18 protein-coding genes are annotated in these 17,034 nt (G+C 53.8%); 3 read left to right on the top strand and 15 right to left on the bottom strand.

Features of this window, described 5'->3' with window-relative positions:
- Positions 1 to 617: 617 nt before the first annotated feature.
- Both ABID47_RS08275 and ABID47_RS08270 read right to left on the bottom strand, forming a co-directional pair.
- On the bottom strand, positions 618 to 1,499 hold the full coding sequence (locus ABID47_RS08275) for an ROK family protein (RefSeq protein ID WP_354495831.1): 882 nt from the start codon (positions 1,497 to 1,499) through the stop codon (positions 618 to 620).
- 172 nt (positions 1,500 to 1,671) lie between these two features.
- Complete coding sequence (locus ABID47_RS08270) at positions 1,672 to 2,532, bottom strand: 5'-3' exonuclease (protein ID WP_089550059.1); 861 nt, start codon at positions 2,530 to 2,532, stop codon at positions 1,672 to 1,674.
- 313 nt (positions 2,533 to 2,845) lie between these two features.
- Between ABID47_RS08270 and ABID47_RS08265 the strand changes: the two genes are divergently transcribed.
- A complete protein-coding gene (locus ABID47_RS08265) occupies positions 2,846 to 3,907 on the top strand; it encodes a Gfo/Idh/MocA family protein (RefSeq protein ID WP_116232169.1) in 1,062 nt (353 codons plus the stop codon).
- Between the two features lie 24 nt (positions 3,908 to 3,931).
- Positions 3,932 to 4,774 carry a Gfo/Idh/MocA family oxidoreductase gene (locus ABID47_RS08260; RefSeq protein WP_354495829.1) on the top strand — a complete coding sequence of 281 codons (843 nt, stop codon included), beginning with the start codon at positions 3,932 to 3,934 and terminating at the stop codon, positions 4,772 to 4,774.
- Between the two features lie 95 nt (positions 4,775 to 4,869).
- On the opposite strand, the gene ABID47_RS08255 is transcribed toward ABID47_RS08260, so the two are convergent.
- From ABID47_RS08255 to ABID47_RS08215, 9 genes are all read right to left on the bottom strand, one after another.
- The gene (locus tag ABID47_RS08255; protein WP_354495827.1) at positions 4,870 to 5,229 is read right to left on the bottom strand and encodes an arsenate reductase family protein; all 360 of its coding nucleotides are present in this window, start codon (positions 5,227 to 5,229) and stop codon (positions 4,870 to 4,872) included.
- A 15-nt stretch (positions 5,230 to 5,244) separates the two neighbouring features.
- Positions 5,245 to 6,261, bottom strand: a complete 1,017-nt coding sequence (locus tag ABID47_RS08250; RefSeq protein WP_354495825.1) for an RluA family pseudouridine synthase — start codon at positions 6,259 to 6,261, stop codon at positions 5,245 to 5,247.
- Positions 6,258 to 6,827, bottom strand: a complete 570-nt coding sequence (locus tag ABID47_RS08245; protein ID WP_076170668.1) for a cob(I)yrinic acid a,c-diamide adenosyltransferase — start codon at positions 6,825 to 6,827, stop codon at positions 6,258 to 6,260. Before ABID47_RS08245 ends, ABID47_RS08250 begins: the two co-directional genes overlap by 4 nt.
- A 77-nt stretch (positions 6,828 to 6,904) precedes the next feature.
- Entirely contained in the window at positions 6,905 to 7,447 is a 543-nt protein-coding gene (locus ABID47_RS08240) for a hypothetical protein (RefSeq protein ID WP_116232165.1), read from the bottom strand.
- 93 nt (positions 7,448 to 7,540) lie between these two features.
- Positions 7,541 to 7,804: an aspartyl-phosphate phosphatase Spo0E family protein gene (locus ABID47_RS08235; RefSeq protein WP_076170672.1), complete on the bottom strand. Its 264-nt coding sequence runs from the start codon at positions 7,802 to 7,804 to the stop codon at positions 7,541 to 7,543.
- Positions 7,805 to 7,918: 114 nt separating this feature from the next.
- Positions 7,919 to 9,130 carry an aminotransferase class I/II-fold pyridoxal phosphate-dependent enzyme gene (locus ABID47_RS08230; protein ID WP_076170674.1) on the bottom strand — a complete coding sequence of 404 codons (1,212 nt, stop codon included), beginning with the start codon at positions 9,128 to 9,130 and terminating at the stop codon, positions 7,919 to 7,921.
- 13 nt (positions 9,131 to 9,143) lie between these two features.
- Complete coding sequence (locus ABID47_RS08225) at positions 9,144 to 9,644, bottom strand: Lrp/AsnC family transcriptional regulator (protein ID WP_076170676.1); 501 nt, start codon at positions 9,642 to 9,644, stop codon at positions 9,144 to 9,146.
- Between the two features lie 248 nt (positions 9,645 to 9,892).
- Entirely contained in the window at positions 9,893 to 10,285 is a 393-nt protein-coding gene (locus ABID47_RS08220) for a spore coat protein (protein ID WP_145136263.1), read from the bottom strand.
- Positions 10,286 to 10,307: 22 nt separating this feature from the next.
- Complete coding sequence (locus tag ABID47_RS08215) at positions 10,308 to 10,544, bottom strand: hypothetical protein (protein WP_145025475.1); 237 nt, start codon at positions 10,542 to 10,544, stop codon at positions 10,308 to 10,310.
- 173 nt (positions 10,545 to 10,717) lie between these two features.
- Between ABID47_RS08215 and ABID47_RS08210 the strand changes: the two genes are divergently transcribed.
- On the top strand, positions 10,718 to 11,959 hold the full coding sequence (locus ABID47_RS08210) for an NAD(P)/FAD-dependent oxidoreductase (protein WP_354495820.1): 1,242 nt from the start codon (positions 10,718 to 10,720) through the stop codon (positions 11,957 to 11,959).
- A 116-nt stretch (positions 11,960 to 12,075) separates the two neighbouring features.
- Here the strand turns inward: ABID47_RS08210 and ABID47_RS08205 are convergent, their stop codons facing one another.
- The 4 genes from ABID47_RS08205 to ABID47_RS08190 form a co-directional block, all read right to left on the bottom strand.
- Positions 12,076 to 13,296, bottom strand: a complete 1,221-nt coding sequence (locus tag ABID47_RS08205) for an MFS transporter (protein ID WP_076170684.1) — start codon at positions 13,294 to 13,296, stop codon at positions 12,076 to 12,078.
- A 78-nt stretch (positions 13,297 to 13,374) separates the two neighbouring features.
- The gene (locus ABID47_RS08200) at positions 13,375 to 13,953 is read right to left on the bottom strand and encodes a hypothetical protein (RefSeq protein WP_354495818.1); all 579 of its coding nucleotides are present in this window, start codon (positions 13,951 to 13,953) and stop codon (positions 13,375 to 13,377) included.
- A gap of 103 nt (positions 13,954 to 14,056) precedes the next feature.
- Positions 14,057 to 14,485, bottom strand: a complete 429-nt coding sequence (locus ABID47_RS08195; protein WP_105441850.1) for a DUF350 domain-containing protein — start codon at positions 14,483 to 14,485, stop codon at positions 14,057 to 14,059.
- Between the two features lie 37 nt (positions 14,486 to 14,522).
- Complete coding sequence (locus tag ABID47_RS08190) at positions 14,523 to 16,889, bottom strand: endonuclease MutS2 (RefSeq protein WP_163878733.1); 2,367 nt, start codon at positions 16,887 to 16,889, stop codon at positions 14,523 to 14,525.
- Positions 16,890 to 17,034: the final 145 nt, after the last annotated feature.

Raw genomic sequence — 17,034 nt, 5'->3', positions numbered from 1 at the left:
CGTTAGGGGAAAGATTGGAATACGAAACCAAATAAAAGCCCTTACATTTTTACGAACTCACATAAAGCTTTTATTTATAAATAAAAAACTGCTCAATTTCTTATTCATCTTCCGACTCATTATTTTTCCCCTGATAGATTACACCCTTGAACTTATATTAGTTCGTTCATCAAACCAACTAAGAATAAATTTAACACAATCATTATCAATTATCAACTTCATGATTTAGACATTTATAATATTCACTACTTTTGGCACGATTTATTAATCATCTCGGAGCAGCTCAATCGGAAGAAAAACTCCAAACGAAAAATGTTAACACTCTGAAATCATCCCTCTAGACAGTCGTTGAATACGCGACCCAATATAACATTGTATTCGTGTCCAGTTTCACCCATCTGTATCAGTTCAGAAAACATAAAAAACCCGTAATTATTTATAAATACGGGCTCAAACTTATAATTTCTGTTATTTTTCCTGTCACGTGTAAAAAATTCTACCGAAATGATTCTCTACTTCATTCGGCATAAATGCGAAAAGAGGGCTCTTCAGCCCTCTTTCCTCTTTTTCGGTGCAAGCCATCTCATGAAGGCCCGTCAGTCAATCAAACCTTCGGCTTAACCCGAAGCCAGCGCCTTCTTGGCGAGCGCGAGCGCGCCGCACAGGCCGGCGTTGTCGCCAAGCTGCGGCGGAACGATGTAATTCTCGATATCCTCCATGATCGCTGGAACCTGTACGTAGCCGTTCAGCTGTTTGCGCAGCTCGGCATGAATCAGCGGGAACAGCTGCAGCTGTTTCATGACGCCGCCGCCCATGACGATTTTTTGCGGAGACAGGATTAAAATGTAGTTCATCAGCGCCTGAGCGAGATAGTAAGCTTCCATCGCCCAAGCCGGATGGTCCGGCGTCAATTCCGCACCCGGAACACCCCAGCGTTTGGACAAGGAAGGTCCGGCTGCCAGCCCCTCCAGGCAATCGCCATGATAAGGGCAGAAGCCTTCGAATTTGTCCTCCGGATGACGGCGGACCAGGATATGTCCCATTTCCGGATGGGACAGGCCATGGATCAGCTCACCGCCCACAACCGCACCGGCGCCGATACCCGTGCCAACGGTAATGTACAGGCAGCTTTCGAGCCCTTGGGCTGCTCCCCAAGTCGCTTCGCCCAAGGCGGCCCCGTTCACGTCGGTATCAAATTCGATCGGCAGATCGAAGTGCGAGCGCAAATGTCCGACCATATCGAAATTGCTCCAATAAGGTTTCGGCGTCGTCGTAATCCGTCCGTATGTAGGACTTCCCTTCACCGGGTCAATCGGCCCGAATGAACCTGCTCCGATCGCCGCGATGTCTTTGCCCTTAAAGAAATCGACCACCTGGGCCATCGTTTCCTCCGGCGTCGTAGTCGGGAAGCTGATCCGTTCCACAACGGTACCGTCCTCTTGGCCGATTCCGCATACGAATTTCGTTCCCCCTGCTTCAATTGCTCCTAATAAACTCATCGTAGTCGTTCCCTCCTGCAGCGGGCCTCCCAAGCCCTGTATAAATGCCATATTACCTTCTATCTTTATATCAAAACAATCACGGGCATTATAGCCCAGTTAATCCTTGAAAGTCAATCGACTAGAGCACAAAAGAGCCGGCGCTCCAAAAACGCCAGCACTCTGTACCCATTTAGCTGATGGCCAGTCCCATAAGAGAACACAGGCTCTTCATTTCGAGTTCTTCAAACTTGCTGATCACCTGATGGTGATCGAGCGACAGCTGGCACACATCCAGCGAACAGGCGACGGGCACGCAGCAGTGAATCTCGGCAAGCTTGCGCGACAGGTGCAGCATGTCGAGGTCGGCCTCGATCTTGGCGCGGACACTCTTGGACAGCTGGTCCAGATTTTCGAGAATCCCTTCAACGGATTCGTATTCCTGCACAAGCTTGATCGCAGTTTTCTCGCCGATGCCCTTCACGCCGGGGTAGTTGTCGCTCGTATCGCCCATGAGCGCCTTCACGTCGATAATCTGCCGCGGGCGCAGCTGCTTCTCTTCATACAGGGATTCCGGTGTATACACTTTGTAATTGCCGTGCCCTTTTTTCATAATAATGACCGTCGTCCGATCGCTGACGAGCTGAAGCAAATCGTTATCGCCGGACAGGACCATCACGTCCATCTCCCGTCCGAACTGGTCGGCCAGTGTCCCGATGCAGTCGTCCGCTTCATACCCTTCCGCGCTGATATTCGGAACGCCGAGGCTGTCCATCACGTCGCGGATCATCGAAAACTGCGGAATCAGATCGTCCGGGGCGTCTGGACGGTTGCCCTTGTAAGCGGCAAACTGCTGTCCGCGGAACGTACCGCCGCCGAGATCCCAGCAGCAGACCACATGCGTCGGATTAAACGTTTGCACTGCATCCCAAAAATAACGAATAAAGCCGTAGATCGCGTTTGTCGGAACCCCCGCCTTCGTGCGGCGAATGTAGCCGCTGGACGCGGTCGCGAAATAAGCTCTGAATAATAAGGCCATGCCATCCACGAGCATCACGGATTGGCGTTGTTCATTTGCTGTCACTTCTTGTTTCTCCCCTTGTCTGCCTGTTTCCCCTGGATTCCAAGGTTCGGCACTGCTTCCTCTAGTATAGCATATCCGCCAGGGCATGAGGCCCTTCCTGATATCACCATTCCCGGCTTATTCCTGCTTTTTGTCCCGCCCGTTCAAGTCATAAACCAGACAGCCTGTAACATAAAATTTGTGAAGAAGATCTCCCTTCATCCTGAATTATCCGGCAGGAGTTATTCTCCAAATATCGAATCTTGAAAAGGATAAACCCACCTAACAAGCAGGAGGAATGAATATGGGAAAAACGATCAAGGTCGCTGTCATCGGCTGCGGGACCATTGCCAGAGCGGCGCATATCCCCAACTATTTGAAACATCCGGACGCCGAAATCAAATATTTTTGCGACACGGACAAGAAGAAGGCGGAGCAGGCGGTCAAGGATTATGAATGCGGCACCGCCGTGGAAAATTATCGTGACATCCTGGACGATCCCGAGATCGATGCCGTCTCCGTATGTACCCCTAACGATGCTCATGCCGCCATCTCCATCGATTTTTTGCGGGCGGGCAAACATGTCCTGTGCGAAAAGCCTGCGGCCCGCACCTACGCGGAAGCGCTGGAGATGCAGAAAGTGCAGCACGAAACGGGCAAAGTGCTGAATATCGGGGTCGTGAACCGGTTCAACAAAAGCGTGAACATGATCAAAAACCTGATCGAGAGTGGCGAGCTTGGCGAACTGTACCATATCTATGCAAGCTTCCGAGCTCACCGCTCCATTCCGGGACTTGGCGGCGCGTTTACCACCAAATCAATTGCCGGCGGGGGCGTCCTGATCGATTGGGGCGTCCATTATCTGGACATCGTCATGTACTGCGCCGGCGATCCGCGTCCGTTGACGGTATCCGGCCAGGCATACTCCAAGCTGGGGCGGGACCTGCCAAATTACGCCTACCTGAACATGTGGGCAGGGCCCCCGAATTACGCCGGTACGTATGATGTCGATGACTTTGTCACGGCCATGATCCGCACCGAAGGGCCGGGCATTACGATCAACGGCGCCTGGGCGCAGAACATCGGCACACCCGAAACCTACATCGATTTTCTGGGCGACAAAGCAGGGATCCGCCTACAATACGGAGGCGACTTCACTATTTACGGGGCCAAAGACGGAGCTTTGCTGGAAACGAAGCCCAAGTATTCATCGAGCGACCATTTCGAGAACGAAATCAACGGCTTTCTCGAATGCATCCAGACCGGCGTAAAGCTGCCATCCCATATCGATACCGTCATCGTCACCTCCAAGATGATTCAGGCAATCTACGACTCTTCCGAGCAGCGCAGGGAAATCGAGCTGTAATAAGCGATTGAGGGGGATTGCTGCTTGAAAACGATCGGTTTTATCGATTATTACCTCGATGAATGGCATGCCGAGCATTATCCGAAGTGGATTGAACAGGCATCGGGCGGCACGATGAAGGTGGCCTATGCCTATGGAATGGCCGATTCGCCTTCCGGGCGCACCAACGTACAGTGGAGTGAAGACAAAGGAATCGAGCTGCTCCCTTCGATTGCCGAGGTCGTGGATCGAAGCGATTACATCATTGTCCTTTCGCCCGACCATCCGCAGTACCACGAGTCGCTCGCCCAGCTTCCGCTTCAATCCGGCAAGCCTACCTATATTGACAAAACCTTTGCCCCGGACCGCCAGACCGCTCGGCGCCTGTTCGATCTAGCTGAGCAGCACGGGACGCCGCTGTTCTCCAGCTCGGCGCTTCGCTTCGCCGCGGAGTACGCCGGGGCCGAGCGCGCCGGCATCGAAAACATCATCAGCTTCGGGCCGGGGCGGTACGACAACTATTCGATCCACCAGATCGAACCGATCGTCTCGCTGCTGGGCCCCGGCGTCCGCCGGATGATGTATACCGGAACGCCTCACGCCCCGTCGTGGCTGATCGGATTCAGCGGGGGCCGCCAGGCCGAGATCCATCATCTCGGCGGGGGATGTCCTTTTTCGCTGACGGTCAGCTATACATCTGGCGAGACGAACATGCTGAAAGCGGACTCCGATTATTTCGGGCTGTTCGCTGGGGCGCTCGTCCGCTTCTTCGAAACCGGCGTTCCGCCTGTCGATCCGGCCGAGACGGTAGCGATCATCACGATCATCGAACAGGGCTTTAAGACGATGGAAACGCCCTATCAATGGGTAGAGCTCCCTTCGGAATAGATCCTCGAACACAAAACAAAACGGTGGCAAAGCCTCAGGGAAATGCTAGAACCCTCCCCTGTCGGTCATGCCACCGTTTTTTACGGAATCCCAAGCTACGCCCAGTTCTCCTTGTACATGTCCTCTTTAAAGCCGACCGTCACCTTGCTGCCGTCGGTTACGATCGGACGTTTGATCAACCGGCCGTTACTGGACAGCAGCTTGATCTGCTCTTCCCGGCTCATGGCCGGCAGCTTGTCCTTCAGACCCAGCTCCTTGTACGCCTCTCCGCTGGTATTAAAAAACTTCTTCAAATCCAGCCCGCTCTTCTCGACCAAGCGGGATAGCTCGTCCGGAGCCGGCGGCTCCTCCCATAAATGCTGGAGTTCCAGCTCGTGGCCGTGCGCTTCCAGCCATTTAACCGCACTGCGGCACGTACCGCATTTGGGATAATGGTATACTTTCAATTTGCTCATCGTTACTCACTCTTTTCATTGATCAAGTTCATGTTGCTTCGCCTCGCCAATAAGGCGGGTCATGTCGGGCGGCAGCGGTGCCTGAAAGGTCATCCGCTCCCGGGTGACGGGATGCTGGAAGGACAGCTCCCAGGCGTGGAGCGCCTGCCGCGAAATGCTGTGATCCAGCAGCACCACGGTCCGCTCGGATGGGGTTAATCCCTGCGGCAGAACGGGCTCCGGAGCCGCCTCTTCCTCAGGCGGAAGCATACGGTAGACCGGATGCCGGTACAGCTTATCGCCGATCAGCGGGCAGCCGATGCTGGTCATATGGACGCGGATCTGGTGGGTTCTGCCTGTTTCCAGCTTCAGCTGGACGAGCGAAGAAGACGAGCCGTACGCCTCAACGACCTTATACCGCGTCAGCGACGGATACCCGTCAGGCGTGACGATACGCCGATGCGGCTCTTCCGGGTCGCGGTCGATCGGTCCGTCCACCTCTCCTTCATCCGGAGACGGAACGCCATGAACGAGGGCCAGGTACCTTTTGTCCACCTCGTTTGCGATCATTTGCTCCGAAATATGCTGGTGGACATACGGATTTTTGGCGATAGCGATGACGCCCGAAGTTTCCTGGTCCAGCCGGTGCACGGCTCGAAAGCGGAACGCCTCGCCCTTGTCCCGCCAATAGTGAACCACGCCGTTCGCCAAGGTTCCCGTATAGTGTCCGTGCGTCGGATGCACGATGATGCCGGCTTCCTTGTTCACGATCAGCAGGTGCTCATCCTCGTACAAAATGCGAAAAGGAATGGGCTCTGGCAGAATATCATCCGAAATTTCTTTCTCCATCCGGATTTCCACCACATCCCCATCCCTGACCGGAACGCTGATGTACACTCTTTGGCCATTCACGGTAATCCCCTGTTCCGTCAGCTTCAGGCGGGACTGCAGCTTGCGGGATACGTGGAGTCTCTTCTGCAGAATCGTCTTCAGCAGCCACCCGTCTTCCGAAGGCGGGACGGTATATGAAATCGGGGGATAATATTCGCTCATTTTTTCCGTCCGAATACCTTTTTGCTGCGCACGTATTCGATATCCGCCACGCCGCTGCGGGCGTTGGCCGTCCGGGCCACAACGAAGAAGTAGTCCGACAGACGGTTCAAATACCTGCGCACGTCGGGATTAATTTCTTTCTCCCGCCCCAGCGTCACGACTCTACGCTCTGCGCGGCGGCAGACCGTGCGACATACGTGCAGCGTGGATGCCAGCAGGGTGCCTCCAGGCAGAATAAAGCGCTCCAGCTCCGGCGTTTCCTCCATGTAAGCATCCATCCACTGCTCGAGCCGCGTTACTTTGTCGGGGCCGACTTTGTATTTGCTCTCGCTCAGCTTCACAAAAGCCAGGTCGGAGCCGCAGTCAAACAGCTCATGCTGAATCTCGATCATATTTTCTTTCAGGTCCTGCAATGACTCCGCTTCCATCAGGCTGATCGCCTGGCCCACAAAGCAGTTCAGCTCATCGATCGTGCCGTAGGCCTCGACCTGCAGGTCGTCTTTCAAAACGCGCCCGCCAATGACCGACGTTTCGCCTTCATCGCCTGTGCGTGTGTAGATTCTCACGGGCTTCTTCTCCCCTTTATCGCGTATTATCATACATCAAAGGAATCGCGGAAGCCGCGTCCTCTGTGCTGGCTTCTTTACTCCGTCAATGCCTTAAGCGCCTTTACCGCATTGTCGACCGACTTGGCCGAAATCGGGATCGTGGCGTACAGCTTCTCCGGAACGTATTTCTGGTCTTTGAAAAATTTCATTTCACGAACGGGGATGCCGTACAGATGCTCGGTCGTATCCGTCGTGCCGTCTTCTTTTTCCTCGTTGCTCGCGAACACGCCATCCGGATATTTTTTCGGGTCAAAATACGAATCCAGCACGGTATGACCGCCCATTTTGGCGTAATTTTTCATATCGTCTTCCGGCAGAAAAATGATGTCATGCCCGCCGGCAGCATATTCAACCATCAGCTTCTCCGGGTTATAAATCGGACTGGCCGATACTTTGACCTTCAGGTCGGGCCCCATCACTTCCTGAAGCTTGTCCTGCACCTTCTCATATACCTGAGACGGATCGGACTGATTGTCAATCATAAAGACCGATAACTCGTTTTTATCTCCCTTGCCGCAGCCCGTCAGCAATAAAACGGCAAAGACAACCAGCAGCGCCAGCTTCCCGTATACCTTCAACTCCTGCTCCCCCTTTTCTCCGATAGGTTCAATATATCACAACCTGATGAGAGAAAAAAAGAAGACCCCGTTCCGGGGTCTTCCTACTGCCGATTATGACTTCTTCTTCGGGCAGCTTTTCATATATTCGTTTATTTTCAAATCCAGCAAACTGCTGATTTCGATTACGATTTCCGATGTAAAAGACTGTTCCTGCATAAAGATCTGTTCCATTTTTTTGCGGAGCATCATGATTTCGTCTTCCAAGGATAAAGTTTTCGTCTGATCTGTCGTTTTGGTTGACCATTTTACATTATTGCTGCCTTCAGCTGCGTAATGTCCGCGGAATGCAGGCAAATCGTATTCAGCGCAAAACAAGGTCATCCCTCCTTGGCAAGTCAATTTTTGCTCCCAAAATAGAATTATAACATACAAATAAATAAATAAAAGTGAAATTTATGTTAAATTCTACTAGAAACAGGGAATTTTTGTTCAGCTGGTTTTCAGTTTGTGGACAAATTCTCCAATGCGCTCCAGAGCCTCAGTCAGCTGGGCGACGGAGGTGGCGTACGAGCAGCGGAGAAAGCCTTCTCCTCCTTGTCCGAAAGCCGTTCCAGGCACCGCAGCGACCTTTGCTTCCATCAGCAGGCGCTGGGCGAACTCATCCGAGGACAGCCCGGTCTCAGCGATGCTAGGGAAGGCATAAAAGGCCCCTTGCGGCTCATGACACGGCAGTCCGATATCGACGAAGCCCTGCACGATCAAACGTCGCCGCTGGTTGTAAGACTCGATCATCCGGTCCTTCTCTTCCAGCCCGTTGGTCAGCGCCTCCAGCGCGGCCACCTGACCCATCACCGGTGCACACATCACTGTGTATTGGTGAATCTTCAGCATGGCGGCGATCAGATCGGGATGGGCGCAGGCATAACCCATACGCCAGCCGGTCATGGCGAATGCTTTGGAAAAGCCGCTGACCAGAACCGTCCGGTCCATCATGCCCGGAATCGAGGCAAAGCTGACATGCTTTTGCGTATACGTCAGTTCGGCATAGATCTCGTCAGAAATGACGATCAAATCATGCTTCTCCACCACTTTGGCGATCGGCAGCCAGTCTTCATACGTCATGATGGCGCCGGTCGGATTGCTCGGGTAGCACAAAATCAGTACCTTGGACTTCGGCGTGATTTTGGCCTCAAGCGCCTCAGCCGTCAGCTTGAAGTCGTTCTCTGCGAACGTCTCGATGCCAACCGGAACCCCGCCGCCGATCGAGGTGATCGGGGAATAGGATACGTAGCAGGGCTCGGGGATGAGAATTTCGTCCCCAGGCACGATCAGCGCCCGCAGCGCCAGATCAATCGCCTCGCTGCCGCCAACGGTCACTAGAATCTGATTGGACGGCTGGTAGGAGACCTGAAAGCTGTCATACAAATACTGGGCGATAGCTTCCCGGAGCTCGATCATCCCGGCGTTGGAGGTGTAGGCCGTGCGCCCCCGCTCAAGGGAATATACGCAGGCTTCTCTCACATGCCATGGAGTCGTGAAGTCCGGTTCCCCTACGCCCAGTGTAATAATGTCCTTGCTTCCTTCGGCCAGGTCAAAAAATCGGCGGATTCCGGATGGCGGAATATCGCGGACCAAAGGAGCCAAATACGATTGCATCGATTTCGAATTCTGCTGTTTCTTCGTTTCTTCATTCACGATCATGACACATCTTCCTTTACGGTGAGATCATGAGACGGTTATCTTCTTCACGGTCTTCAAAAATAATTCCGTCCTGCTTATATTTCTTCAAAATGAAATTTGTCTTCGTCGACAATACCGAATCAATTGGCGACAGCTTCTCGGAAACGAAGTTGGCCACTTCCCGCAGGTTGCGCCCTTCCACTTCCACAAGAAGGTCGTAGGCTCCCGACATGAGATACACGGATTTGACCTGCGGATACAAATAGATCCGCTCCGCGATCCCTTCAAAGCCCCGCCCGCGCTCGGGCGTAATCTGCACTTCGATCAAGGCGGTTACCGTCTCGTCTTCAATCTTACTCCAGTTCACGACCGCCGCATATTTTACGATGACATGGTCTTGTTCCAGCTCCGCGATCGCTTCCTTGACCGCTTCCTCTTCAACGCCGATGAGCGTTGCCAGCAGGGCCGGGGACCGTCTCGCGTCTTCGTTCAACAGGTCGAGGACCTTCAGTTTCAAATCCGTCAGTTGTTTCATACAGCATCCTCCAGCGCTTGTTCCACGGGCTTTCTTCACTATTACGACAAAGGGCCCGGGTTCGAGATTAATACTAATATTACATGAAATTATCATGCATGCAAAGCAAAACCGTCTCCCCGGCGTGGGCCGAAATGGAGACGGCAAAATGGGTCCATGCTTCATAGAAGCAGGATTTTGGGTACTTATTGTTATCCGCTTGGTGACGCCGCACATGAGAACTAAACGGCGCCTGCACCTCTGGCAAATTACATGTAATACGGGTTTTGGGAGCTTTGCTGCTGCTGGTACGGATTGGATGCCTGGGCATATTGGCCCATGCTGCTTGTTTTTTGCTGCACGAACTGACGGTTCTTTTGCTGCAAATTTCGCGCATCCTGAATCGACTTGTCCACATCTTGGCGAAGCGCCTTGGATGACGTGGAGTACATATTCAGCTGCTTCATCAGATTGTACAAATCTCCCTGCATGCGGAGCGTATCGTTCGTCAGCTGCGTAAACATCTGCCGCACGGTCGGACAGGAGGATTCCGTCGTTGCCGTAGTGTATTCGCGGACCGTTCTTTTCAGATCGGCCAGGATGGTGTACAAGAGGTCCTCGTCCTGCATGAACTGCGAGTTATTGGAAGTTTGATAATACATTGCGCAAATGCCTCCTAAGCTATCATTGTTGGGGACTCGTCGGCGCCAGCGGCTGGTGCTGCTGAATGGCCTGTACGAGCAAATCGATATGGTGGTCCATCGACCGGATGTATTGCTGGCACGCCTGCTGAATCGTCGGGTTCTGCGTAGCAGCGGCCGTTGCCGCACACTGCTTAATCAGCAGATCCTCATTGGAAATCGAATCGACGATATATTCCAGCTCCTTGCCGGTAATCGCCTGCATTTGATTGGACTGCATCGGTATTCCTCCTCTGGATATCTCTAACTTCATCCGTATTATGTCCCGGGAAAGCTTTTCTATGTATTGTCAGGCATGGCCTCTTCCACCAGCCTGATCTGCCGGAACGGGCTATAAATTGTGCATGTGGAGCAAATACTTTGAATACTACCGATAAGGGGCGAAACACTTATATGATTCTGAATAAAGGGAATTTGGCATGGCCGTCTACGTTGAAGCCGACACCCGCTTATCCGGAACTTGATGAAGATCTCTCCTGCGACGTGCTGATCATTGGCGGCGGGATGGGTGGAGCCCTTCTCGCCCACAAGCTGTCCGGGACCAATCTTCAGGTCGTTCTGCTGGAAAAAGGACGGATCGCTGAAGGAAGCTCTTCAGCCAATACCGGACTGCTTCAAAGCTTCAACGATAAATCGTTGACCTCCATCATCCATACGTTTGGCGAGCAGGCCGGCATCACCTTTTATCAAATGTGCAGGGACGCGATGAGCAAGCTCAAGGAAGCAGCCAGCGGCCTCAAACTGGAACCCGAGTTTATTTCCCGCAGCAGCCTGTATTACGCAAGCAGCGAAGAGGATGTGCCTTACCTCAAAGAAGAATATGAAACCCTTCGCAGGCACGGCTTTGCAACGTCTTATTGGAATCAGGCCGATATCGCTACGCGGTTCCCCTTCTCCAAGCCCGCGGCGTTGTATACGACCGGCGATGCCGAAGTCAACCCTTTCCGGTTCGTGCACGCCCTCGTCCAGTATGCAGTGGATCATGGGATACGGGTGTACGAAAACAGCCCGGTGATTCATTTGGAGTATGGAGAAGACGGCGTTGTTTGTTATACGCGGAACCGTCGGATCTTTGCCCGGAAAGTCGTCCATGCGGGCGGCTATGAAACGCAGGAGGAGAAACCGGACCGAAACGCGCTGCTCCAGACCACCTATGCGATCGTCACGAGCCCCGTACCCGATTTTGCCGGTTGGCACGAGCGCTGCCTCATCTGGGAGACGGCACGGCCGTACCTTTATATGCGGACCACCCCGGACAACCGCATCGTAGCAGGGGGCCTGGACGAGCATCCGGTCGATCCGGAGGAGAGGGAAGGACGAATCCGGCATAAAAGCGAAATGCTGCTGAACGAGATCAAAGCCCTTTTCCCCCGTTACGCCGGCATCCAGGCCGACTATGCATGGGCTTCACTGTTCGGGCACACCCACGACGGACTGCCCATGATCGGTCCGCATTCCCGGTATCCTCACAGTTATTTTATTGAAGCCTATGGCGGCAACGGAACCGTCTACTGCATGATTGCGGCGGATCTGCTAAGCGATGTTCTTTGCGGGAAAACGCGCCCCGAGCTGGAAATTTTCTCATTGGAGCGGACCTCCAAACCGTCCCCCAATGCTCAGGTTCCCGGCTCCTGATTGGCGGGTTATCCACGCAGCCAGTCTGGTCTTCCGGAAGTTGGATCTCTTCCCAACAGAAAAATCCCCTGACTCCGAATGAAGGAATCAGGGGATTTGCTGTGTAACGCGATTGTTCAAGTGCGTGCCGATTTCCCCGGCTTAAGCAGCCGTCTCACGCAGATCCAGCTGAGGATCGGTGATGCGCCGAGCACGAGCATCAGCACGGTTATGGTGCTCTGGTCTTTGCTGAAGGACAGCACGATGATGAATATTATCGTACCGAGAAGGCGGCCGACCATCAGACTGAGCTCACGCAGAACGACCAGCTCGACCCGCTTTTCCACGTTTTCGTCGCTGGTCCCCATCAAGTCGAAGCCGGATGAGACCATCGGCAGGATGTACAGCGGCATAAAGATAGCCGTACCTATGCCGAGCAGCAGCAGGGTGAAATAATTGACCTTCCAGATCAGCGGCACCATGACCACCCACAGCAGTAGCGCGCCCACCAGCATGCCCGCGCTCCGGTAGGCCGGTTTGAACCATTTGCCCGCCAGCCAGTACGTTGCCAGGGAGACTGCGGACGTAATGAGCGAGAACTGCCCCAGCTTCGACTCCTGTTTCGTGGCAACAAACACAAGGAGATTGATCAGAAAGGCGAACACTCCTTCCCGAATCCCCTGCGCCGCCAGACCGGGGGCCATAAGCCGCCAGGGGCTGCCTTTGTCCTTCAGCTGCTTCACAGGCTCGAGCCAGGCATAGGTTCCGCCCTTTTTCCTCTTTTTCAAAAAGAAGCTCAGCACCACGCCGAGCGCATAAATGATCAGGGACGTCGTAAAAATGATCCGATACCCCCGGTCGCCCTTCAGCATGGAAATCAGCAGGCCGGAAAACCAGGGCCCGACAATGCCCGTAATGGAGCCGAGCAGGCCGACCCACCCGTTAAACAGGTCCCGGTTCTCAGGATCGGTGACTTCGAAATACACCACGTTAAAAGCAATCCAGAACAGCCCGATCGCAATCCCGAGCAGTATCCCGAGCGGCCATATATAATAAATTGCCTTTTCCCCAACCCACAGAACCAGCAAATAAAAAAGGCCCGTCAGCCCGATCCCCAGCCTGAGGGCGTTCATTTTGTTATACTCCTTCACCCATTTGCCTGCCAGCCAAAAGGTGAGCCCGACGGCCAGCTGCTGGGCGACGGTAAACCATCCGATCATCGCGTAATCCTGTTTGCTTTTCCATAGATATACGTTGAGAAACGTGCCCGACAAGGCGCCGGATAAAACGATCAGCCCGTTAACGGCAAGCAGCAGTATCGTTTGCCGGTTCAGCCGCGCAGATGACTTTGATTTCATAATTACCCCCTTCATATCCGGGTCTACCTCATTAGTAGTTCCCTAAAAGGGGGCAAATCATCGATTGGTTTGCTTTTTTTACGAATTCTTCTTCTCTTGGCTCAAGTGGTTGACCATCCGCAGCCGGTCTTCTTCGGCCAGATTGTATTCGACATGGAAGCATCCCGTGCAAATATACATTTGAACTTGAAAAGGCGGAGTCAATACCGGACCTTGGAGCACGCCGAAGGCCGCTGGCTGAAATGGGTCTCCCACCTGATGCGTGCCGGCAAGCACCATATAATCCCGGCATTTCGGGCATTCCGGCACTTCCTCCTGCTCATCCAGAATTTGCTCCACTGTCTCCTCGTAGTTCATGAGGTCATGGCTGTCTTCATACTTATCGAGCGTCCGGATCGACGGAGGCAGCTGCTGCATGTCTTCCTGATTCCAAAAAGGAACGGCTTTATCGTCATCCTCAGGAAGCTCCCAATCCGTACCTTCGATTCCCTCATGCTCTTCGTCTACGTCCGCTTCCTCTTCATCCGCACCCAGTTGGATGCTCAGCGTCCGGTAACCTTTCAGCTCATTGTGGCAGTAAGGGCATTCATCCTCGGGGCCCAGTTCCTCGTCCCATACGATTTCCGTCTGGCACCAAGGGCAAACCGTGGTTTCCATATGATCCATCTCCTTAATGTTTCATCAAATATACGACGCCCACAACAAAGAAGGCGACCGCAGCGACGAACAAAATCCTCGCCAAATTTTTCATGTGTTCCTCCTACATTAAACAGGCTCCAATCACATATGAAAGGGACACCGGGATCAGCATAGAGATCAGGCCGACCGCCCGGTTATCCCGTTTAATTTCTTCGTCCACGGAAAACACCGGGGTTAAAAATTCGTACAGCAGGTAGGCGATAAACAGCAGCAGAAAGCCGTAGAAGGCCCACTTCATCATGTCATAGATCGACGTTTTGGACTCGATGCTGTACCTCAGCACATTGCAAAGGCCGAATATTTTGCCTCCGGTAGCCAAAGCGGCGGCAATATTGCCTCGTCCGATTTCATCCCAGCACTTGTACCTCGCCACGATTTCAAAACAGTACAGAAAGACGATCAAGCCCAGAATCGCTACCGAAAAATAACCAATCAGCGTACCGATCGGATAGGCCAACAGCAGATCAGCCCCGTTCTTCACTCCCAACATCCCCCTGTTCCCGCCGAAATTCAGGCTCACACCCATATTATTTAAGCTCAACCACCGTCACGCCGGTTCCGCCTTCACCGTAATTTCCCAGACGGTAACTTTTAATATGCTTGTGCTTGCGGAGATATTCCGAGATTCCCTGTCTCAAAATTCCCGTGCCTTTCCCGTGAATCAGGTATACTTGGCCGAGGTTGCCCAAAAACGCTTCATCGATAAAACGGTCGACTTCGATCAGCGCCTCTTCCAGATTCGCGCCCCGAAGATCCAGCTCGCTGCGGATGTTGTCATCCCGCGTGCGCTTGACTGTAGTCGCATGCCGCTGCACCTGCTTCTCGGCCGGTTTGTTCGCATTCACCAGCTCGAGGTCATCCAGGCTGACCTTCATCTTCATGATGCCGAGCTGCACCACGGCCTCCTTCGCGCCGGACAGCTCCACGACATGGCCCTTCTGGTTCAGGCTGTAGACCATGACTTCATCGCCGGGCTCGATCTGGCGCGGCGCCTTGGCCTTCGGTTTGGCCGCTCCCTTCTTGCGCTGCTGCGGCTCAGCCTCATCCAGCTGCCGGCGGGCGGCGATCAGCTTATGCTCCTTGACCGAAGCCCCTTCCTCTTTGGCCAGCTGCCGCAGATCGGCGATGATCTGCTCCGCTTCGCGGCGGGCTTTGGCAATGACTTCCTTGGCCTCGCCCCGGGCCTTCTCGATCAGCCGGTCGCGCTGCTCCTCGAGCTTCTCGAGCTCCTGCTGGTGCCGGCTCCGGAGCTGCTCCATTTCCTGGCGCAGTTTCTCGGCCTTCTCGCGCTCGCTTTCGGCGCCCAGCCGGTTTTCCTCCAGGGAGGCGATCATATGCTCGACGCGCTGATCTTCTTCTTTCACTTCCCCGCGGGCATAATCCAGGATCACCTGCGGAAGTCCGAGCCGCTCCGCAATCGCAAATGCGTTGCTTCGTCCCGGAACGCCGACGAGGAGCCGGTAAGTCGGACTCAGCGTGTTGACGTCAAATTCCATGCTGGCGTTGATGACGCCTTTGCGTTCATAGGCATAAGCCTTGAGTTCGCTGTAGTGGGTAGTAGCCACCATCCGGCAGCCCAGGCTGTGGATATGCTCCAGAATGGAAATAGCGAGCGCCGAGCCTTCGGCCGGATCGGTCCCGGCCCCCACTTCGTCAAGCAGCACCAGGCTCTTCGGCGTCATATGGTTCAAAATACGGATAATATTGGTCATATGGCTGGAGAACGTACTCAAGCTCTGTTCGATGCTCTGCTCGTCCCCGATATCGGCGTAAATGGCGTCGAACACGCAGAGCTGGCTTCCTTCCTCCGCGGGAACGAACAGGCCGGACATCGCCATCAGGCTCAGCAATCCGATCGTTTTCAGCGTGACGGTCTTACCGCCGGTATTCGGCCCGGTCACGATAATGGAAGTGTACGAGTTGCCCAATTCAACGTCGATCGGCACAACCTTCTCCATGTCGATCAGCGGATGCCGTCCTTTCTTCAGCTTCAAGTATCCACGGTCGTTCATTCTCGGCTGGCTGGCCTTCATGACATGCGCCAGACGCCCCTTGGCAAAAATAAAGTCGAGCTGTCCCAGCAGATCGATATCGAGCAGAAGAAGATCCGCTTGTTCACCGACGAGCGCCGTCAGCTTTTGCAAAATAATTTCAATTTCGCGTTCTTCCTTCATCCGGGTTTCGCGCAGCTTGTTGTTCATCGCCACGATCGACTCCGGCTCAATAAAGAGCGTCGCCCCCGAACCGGACTGATCATGCACGATCCCGCCGAAATACGAACGGTATTCCGCTTTAACCGGAATGACAAACCGGTCCCCCCGGATCGTAATGAGCTGGTCCTGCAGCATTTTAGCCACGCTGGAGGAACGGATCATCGAATCGAGCTTCTCCCGGATCCGCACCTCGCCGGATCGCAGCTCCCGCCGAACCTGGGCAAGCCCCGGACTGGCGGAATCAAGCACTTCGGCGCTTTCGTCGATGCATGCTTTAATAGCATCTTCCAGCGGCTTCTGCTCGGATAAATTTTCACTGATCCCCTCCAGCAGGGGAATCGGCTCGTCCTCGTGAACATTCGCAATGAACCGCTTGATCCGTCTCGAACCGTTCACGGTGTTGCCGATGGCCAGCAGCTCGTGCGGGCTTAAGGTGCCGCCGATTCTGGCGCGCTTCAGCGGAGCGGCGATGTCTGTGATGCCGCCGAAGGACGGATTTCCCTTCAGACGGTCCACGGTATACGCTTCGTCGGTTGCCTGAAGCAAACGCTTTACCGATTCCAGATCGGTATCGGGCTTCAAGGACTCGGCCGCTTCCCTCCCCATTGAGGTTTGGGTATAGGCAGCGCATTTATCTAAAATCTTGCGGTATTCGAGCGTATGCAAAATCTTGTCGTCCAACAGTATTCACTACTCCTCTCGTGCAATGCCTTTATTATATACGAAATGTTTGCCGCTTCGCCATTTGCAGCGCTAAATCATTCCATACATAACATGGCGAAAATTGAATACAATAAGGTTTGCATAACACAGTATCTCATGTGTA

The organism is Paenibacillus favisporus (assembly GCF_040545415.1).
GTDB lineage: Bacteria > Bacillota > Bacilli > Paenibacillales > Paenibacillaceae > Paenibacillus_AQ > Paenibacillus_AQ favisporus.
Note: the sequence above shows the minus strand (reverse complement) of the source record. Positions and strands in the feature narration are given on the sequence as shown.

Excerpts from the sequence above, each read along its gene's own strand:
- ABID47_RS08275 (WP_354495831.1), bottom strand. The coding sequence starts at position 1,499 with ATGAGTTTATTAGGAGCAATTGAAGCAGGGGGAACGAAATTCGTATGC.
- ABID47_RS08270 (WP_089550059.1), bottom strand. The coding sequence starts at position 2,532 with ATGCTCGTGGATGGCATGGCCTTATTATTCAGAGCTTATTTCGCGACC.
- ABID47_RS08265 (WP_116232169.1), top strand. The coding sequence starts at position 2,846 with ATGGGAAAAACGATCAAGGTCGCTGTCATCGGCTGCGGGACCATTGCC.
- ABID47_RS08255 (WP_354495827.1), bottom strand. The coding sequence starts at position 5,229 with ATGAGCAAATTGAAAGTATACCATTATCCCAAATGCGGTACGTGCCGC.
- ABID47_RS08250 (WP_354495825.1), bottom strand. The coding sequence starts at position 6,261 with ATGAGCGAATATTATCCCCCGATTTCATATACCGTCCCGCCTTCGGAA.
- ABID47_RS08230 (WP_076170674.1), bottom strand. The coding sequence starts at position 9,130 with ATGATCGTGAATGAAGAAACGAAGAAACAGCAGAATTCGAAATCGATG.
- ABID47_RS08225 (WP_076170676.1), bottom strand. The coding sequence starts at position 9,644 with ATGAAACAACTGACGGATTTGAAACTGAAGGTCCTCGACCTGTTGAAC.
- ABID47_RS08220 (WP_145136263.1), bottom strand. The coding sequence starts at position 10,285 with ATGTATTATCAAACTTCCAATAACTCGCAGTTCATGCAGGACGAGGAC.
- ABID47_RS08215 (WP_145025475.1), bottom strand. The coding sequence starts at position 10,544 with ATGCAGTCCAATCAAATGCAGGCGATTACCGGCAAGGAGCTGGAATAT.
- ABID47_RS08210 (WP_354495820.1), top strand. The coding sequence starts at position 10,718 with ATGATTCTGAATAAAGGGAATTTGGCATGGCCGTCTACGTTGAAGCCG.
- ABID47_RS08205 (WP_076170684.1), bottom strand. The coding sequence starts at position 13,296 with ATGAAATCAAAGTCATCTGCGCGGCTGAACCGGCAAACGATACTGCTG.
- ABID47_RS08200 (WP_354495818.1), bottom strand. The coding sequence starts at position 13,953 with ATGGAAACCACGGTTTGCCCTTGGTGCCAGACGGAAATCGTATGGGAC.
- ABID47_RS08195 (WP_105441850.1), bottom strand. The coding sequence starts at position 14,485 with ATGTTGGGAGTGAAGAACGGGGCTGATCTGCTGTTGGCCTATCCGATC.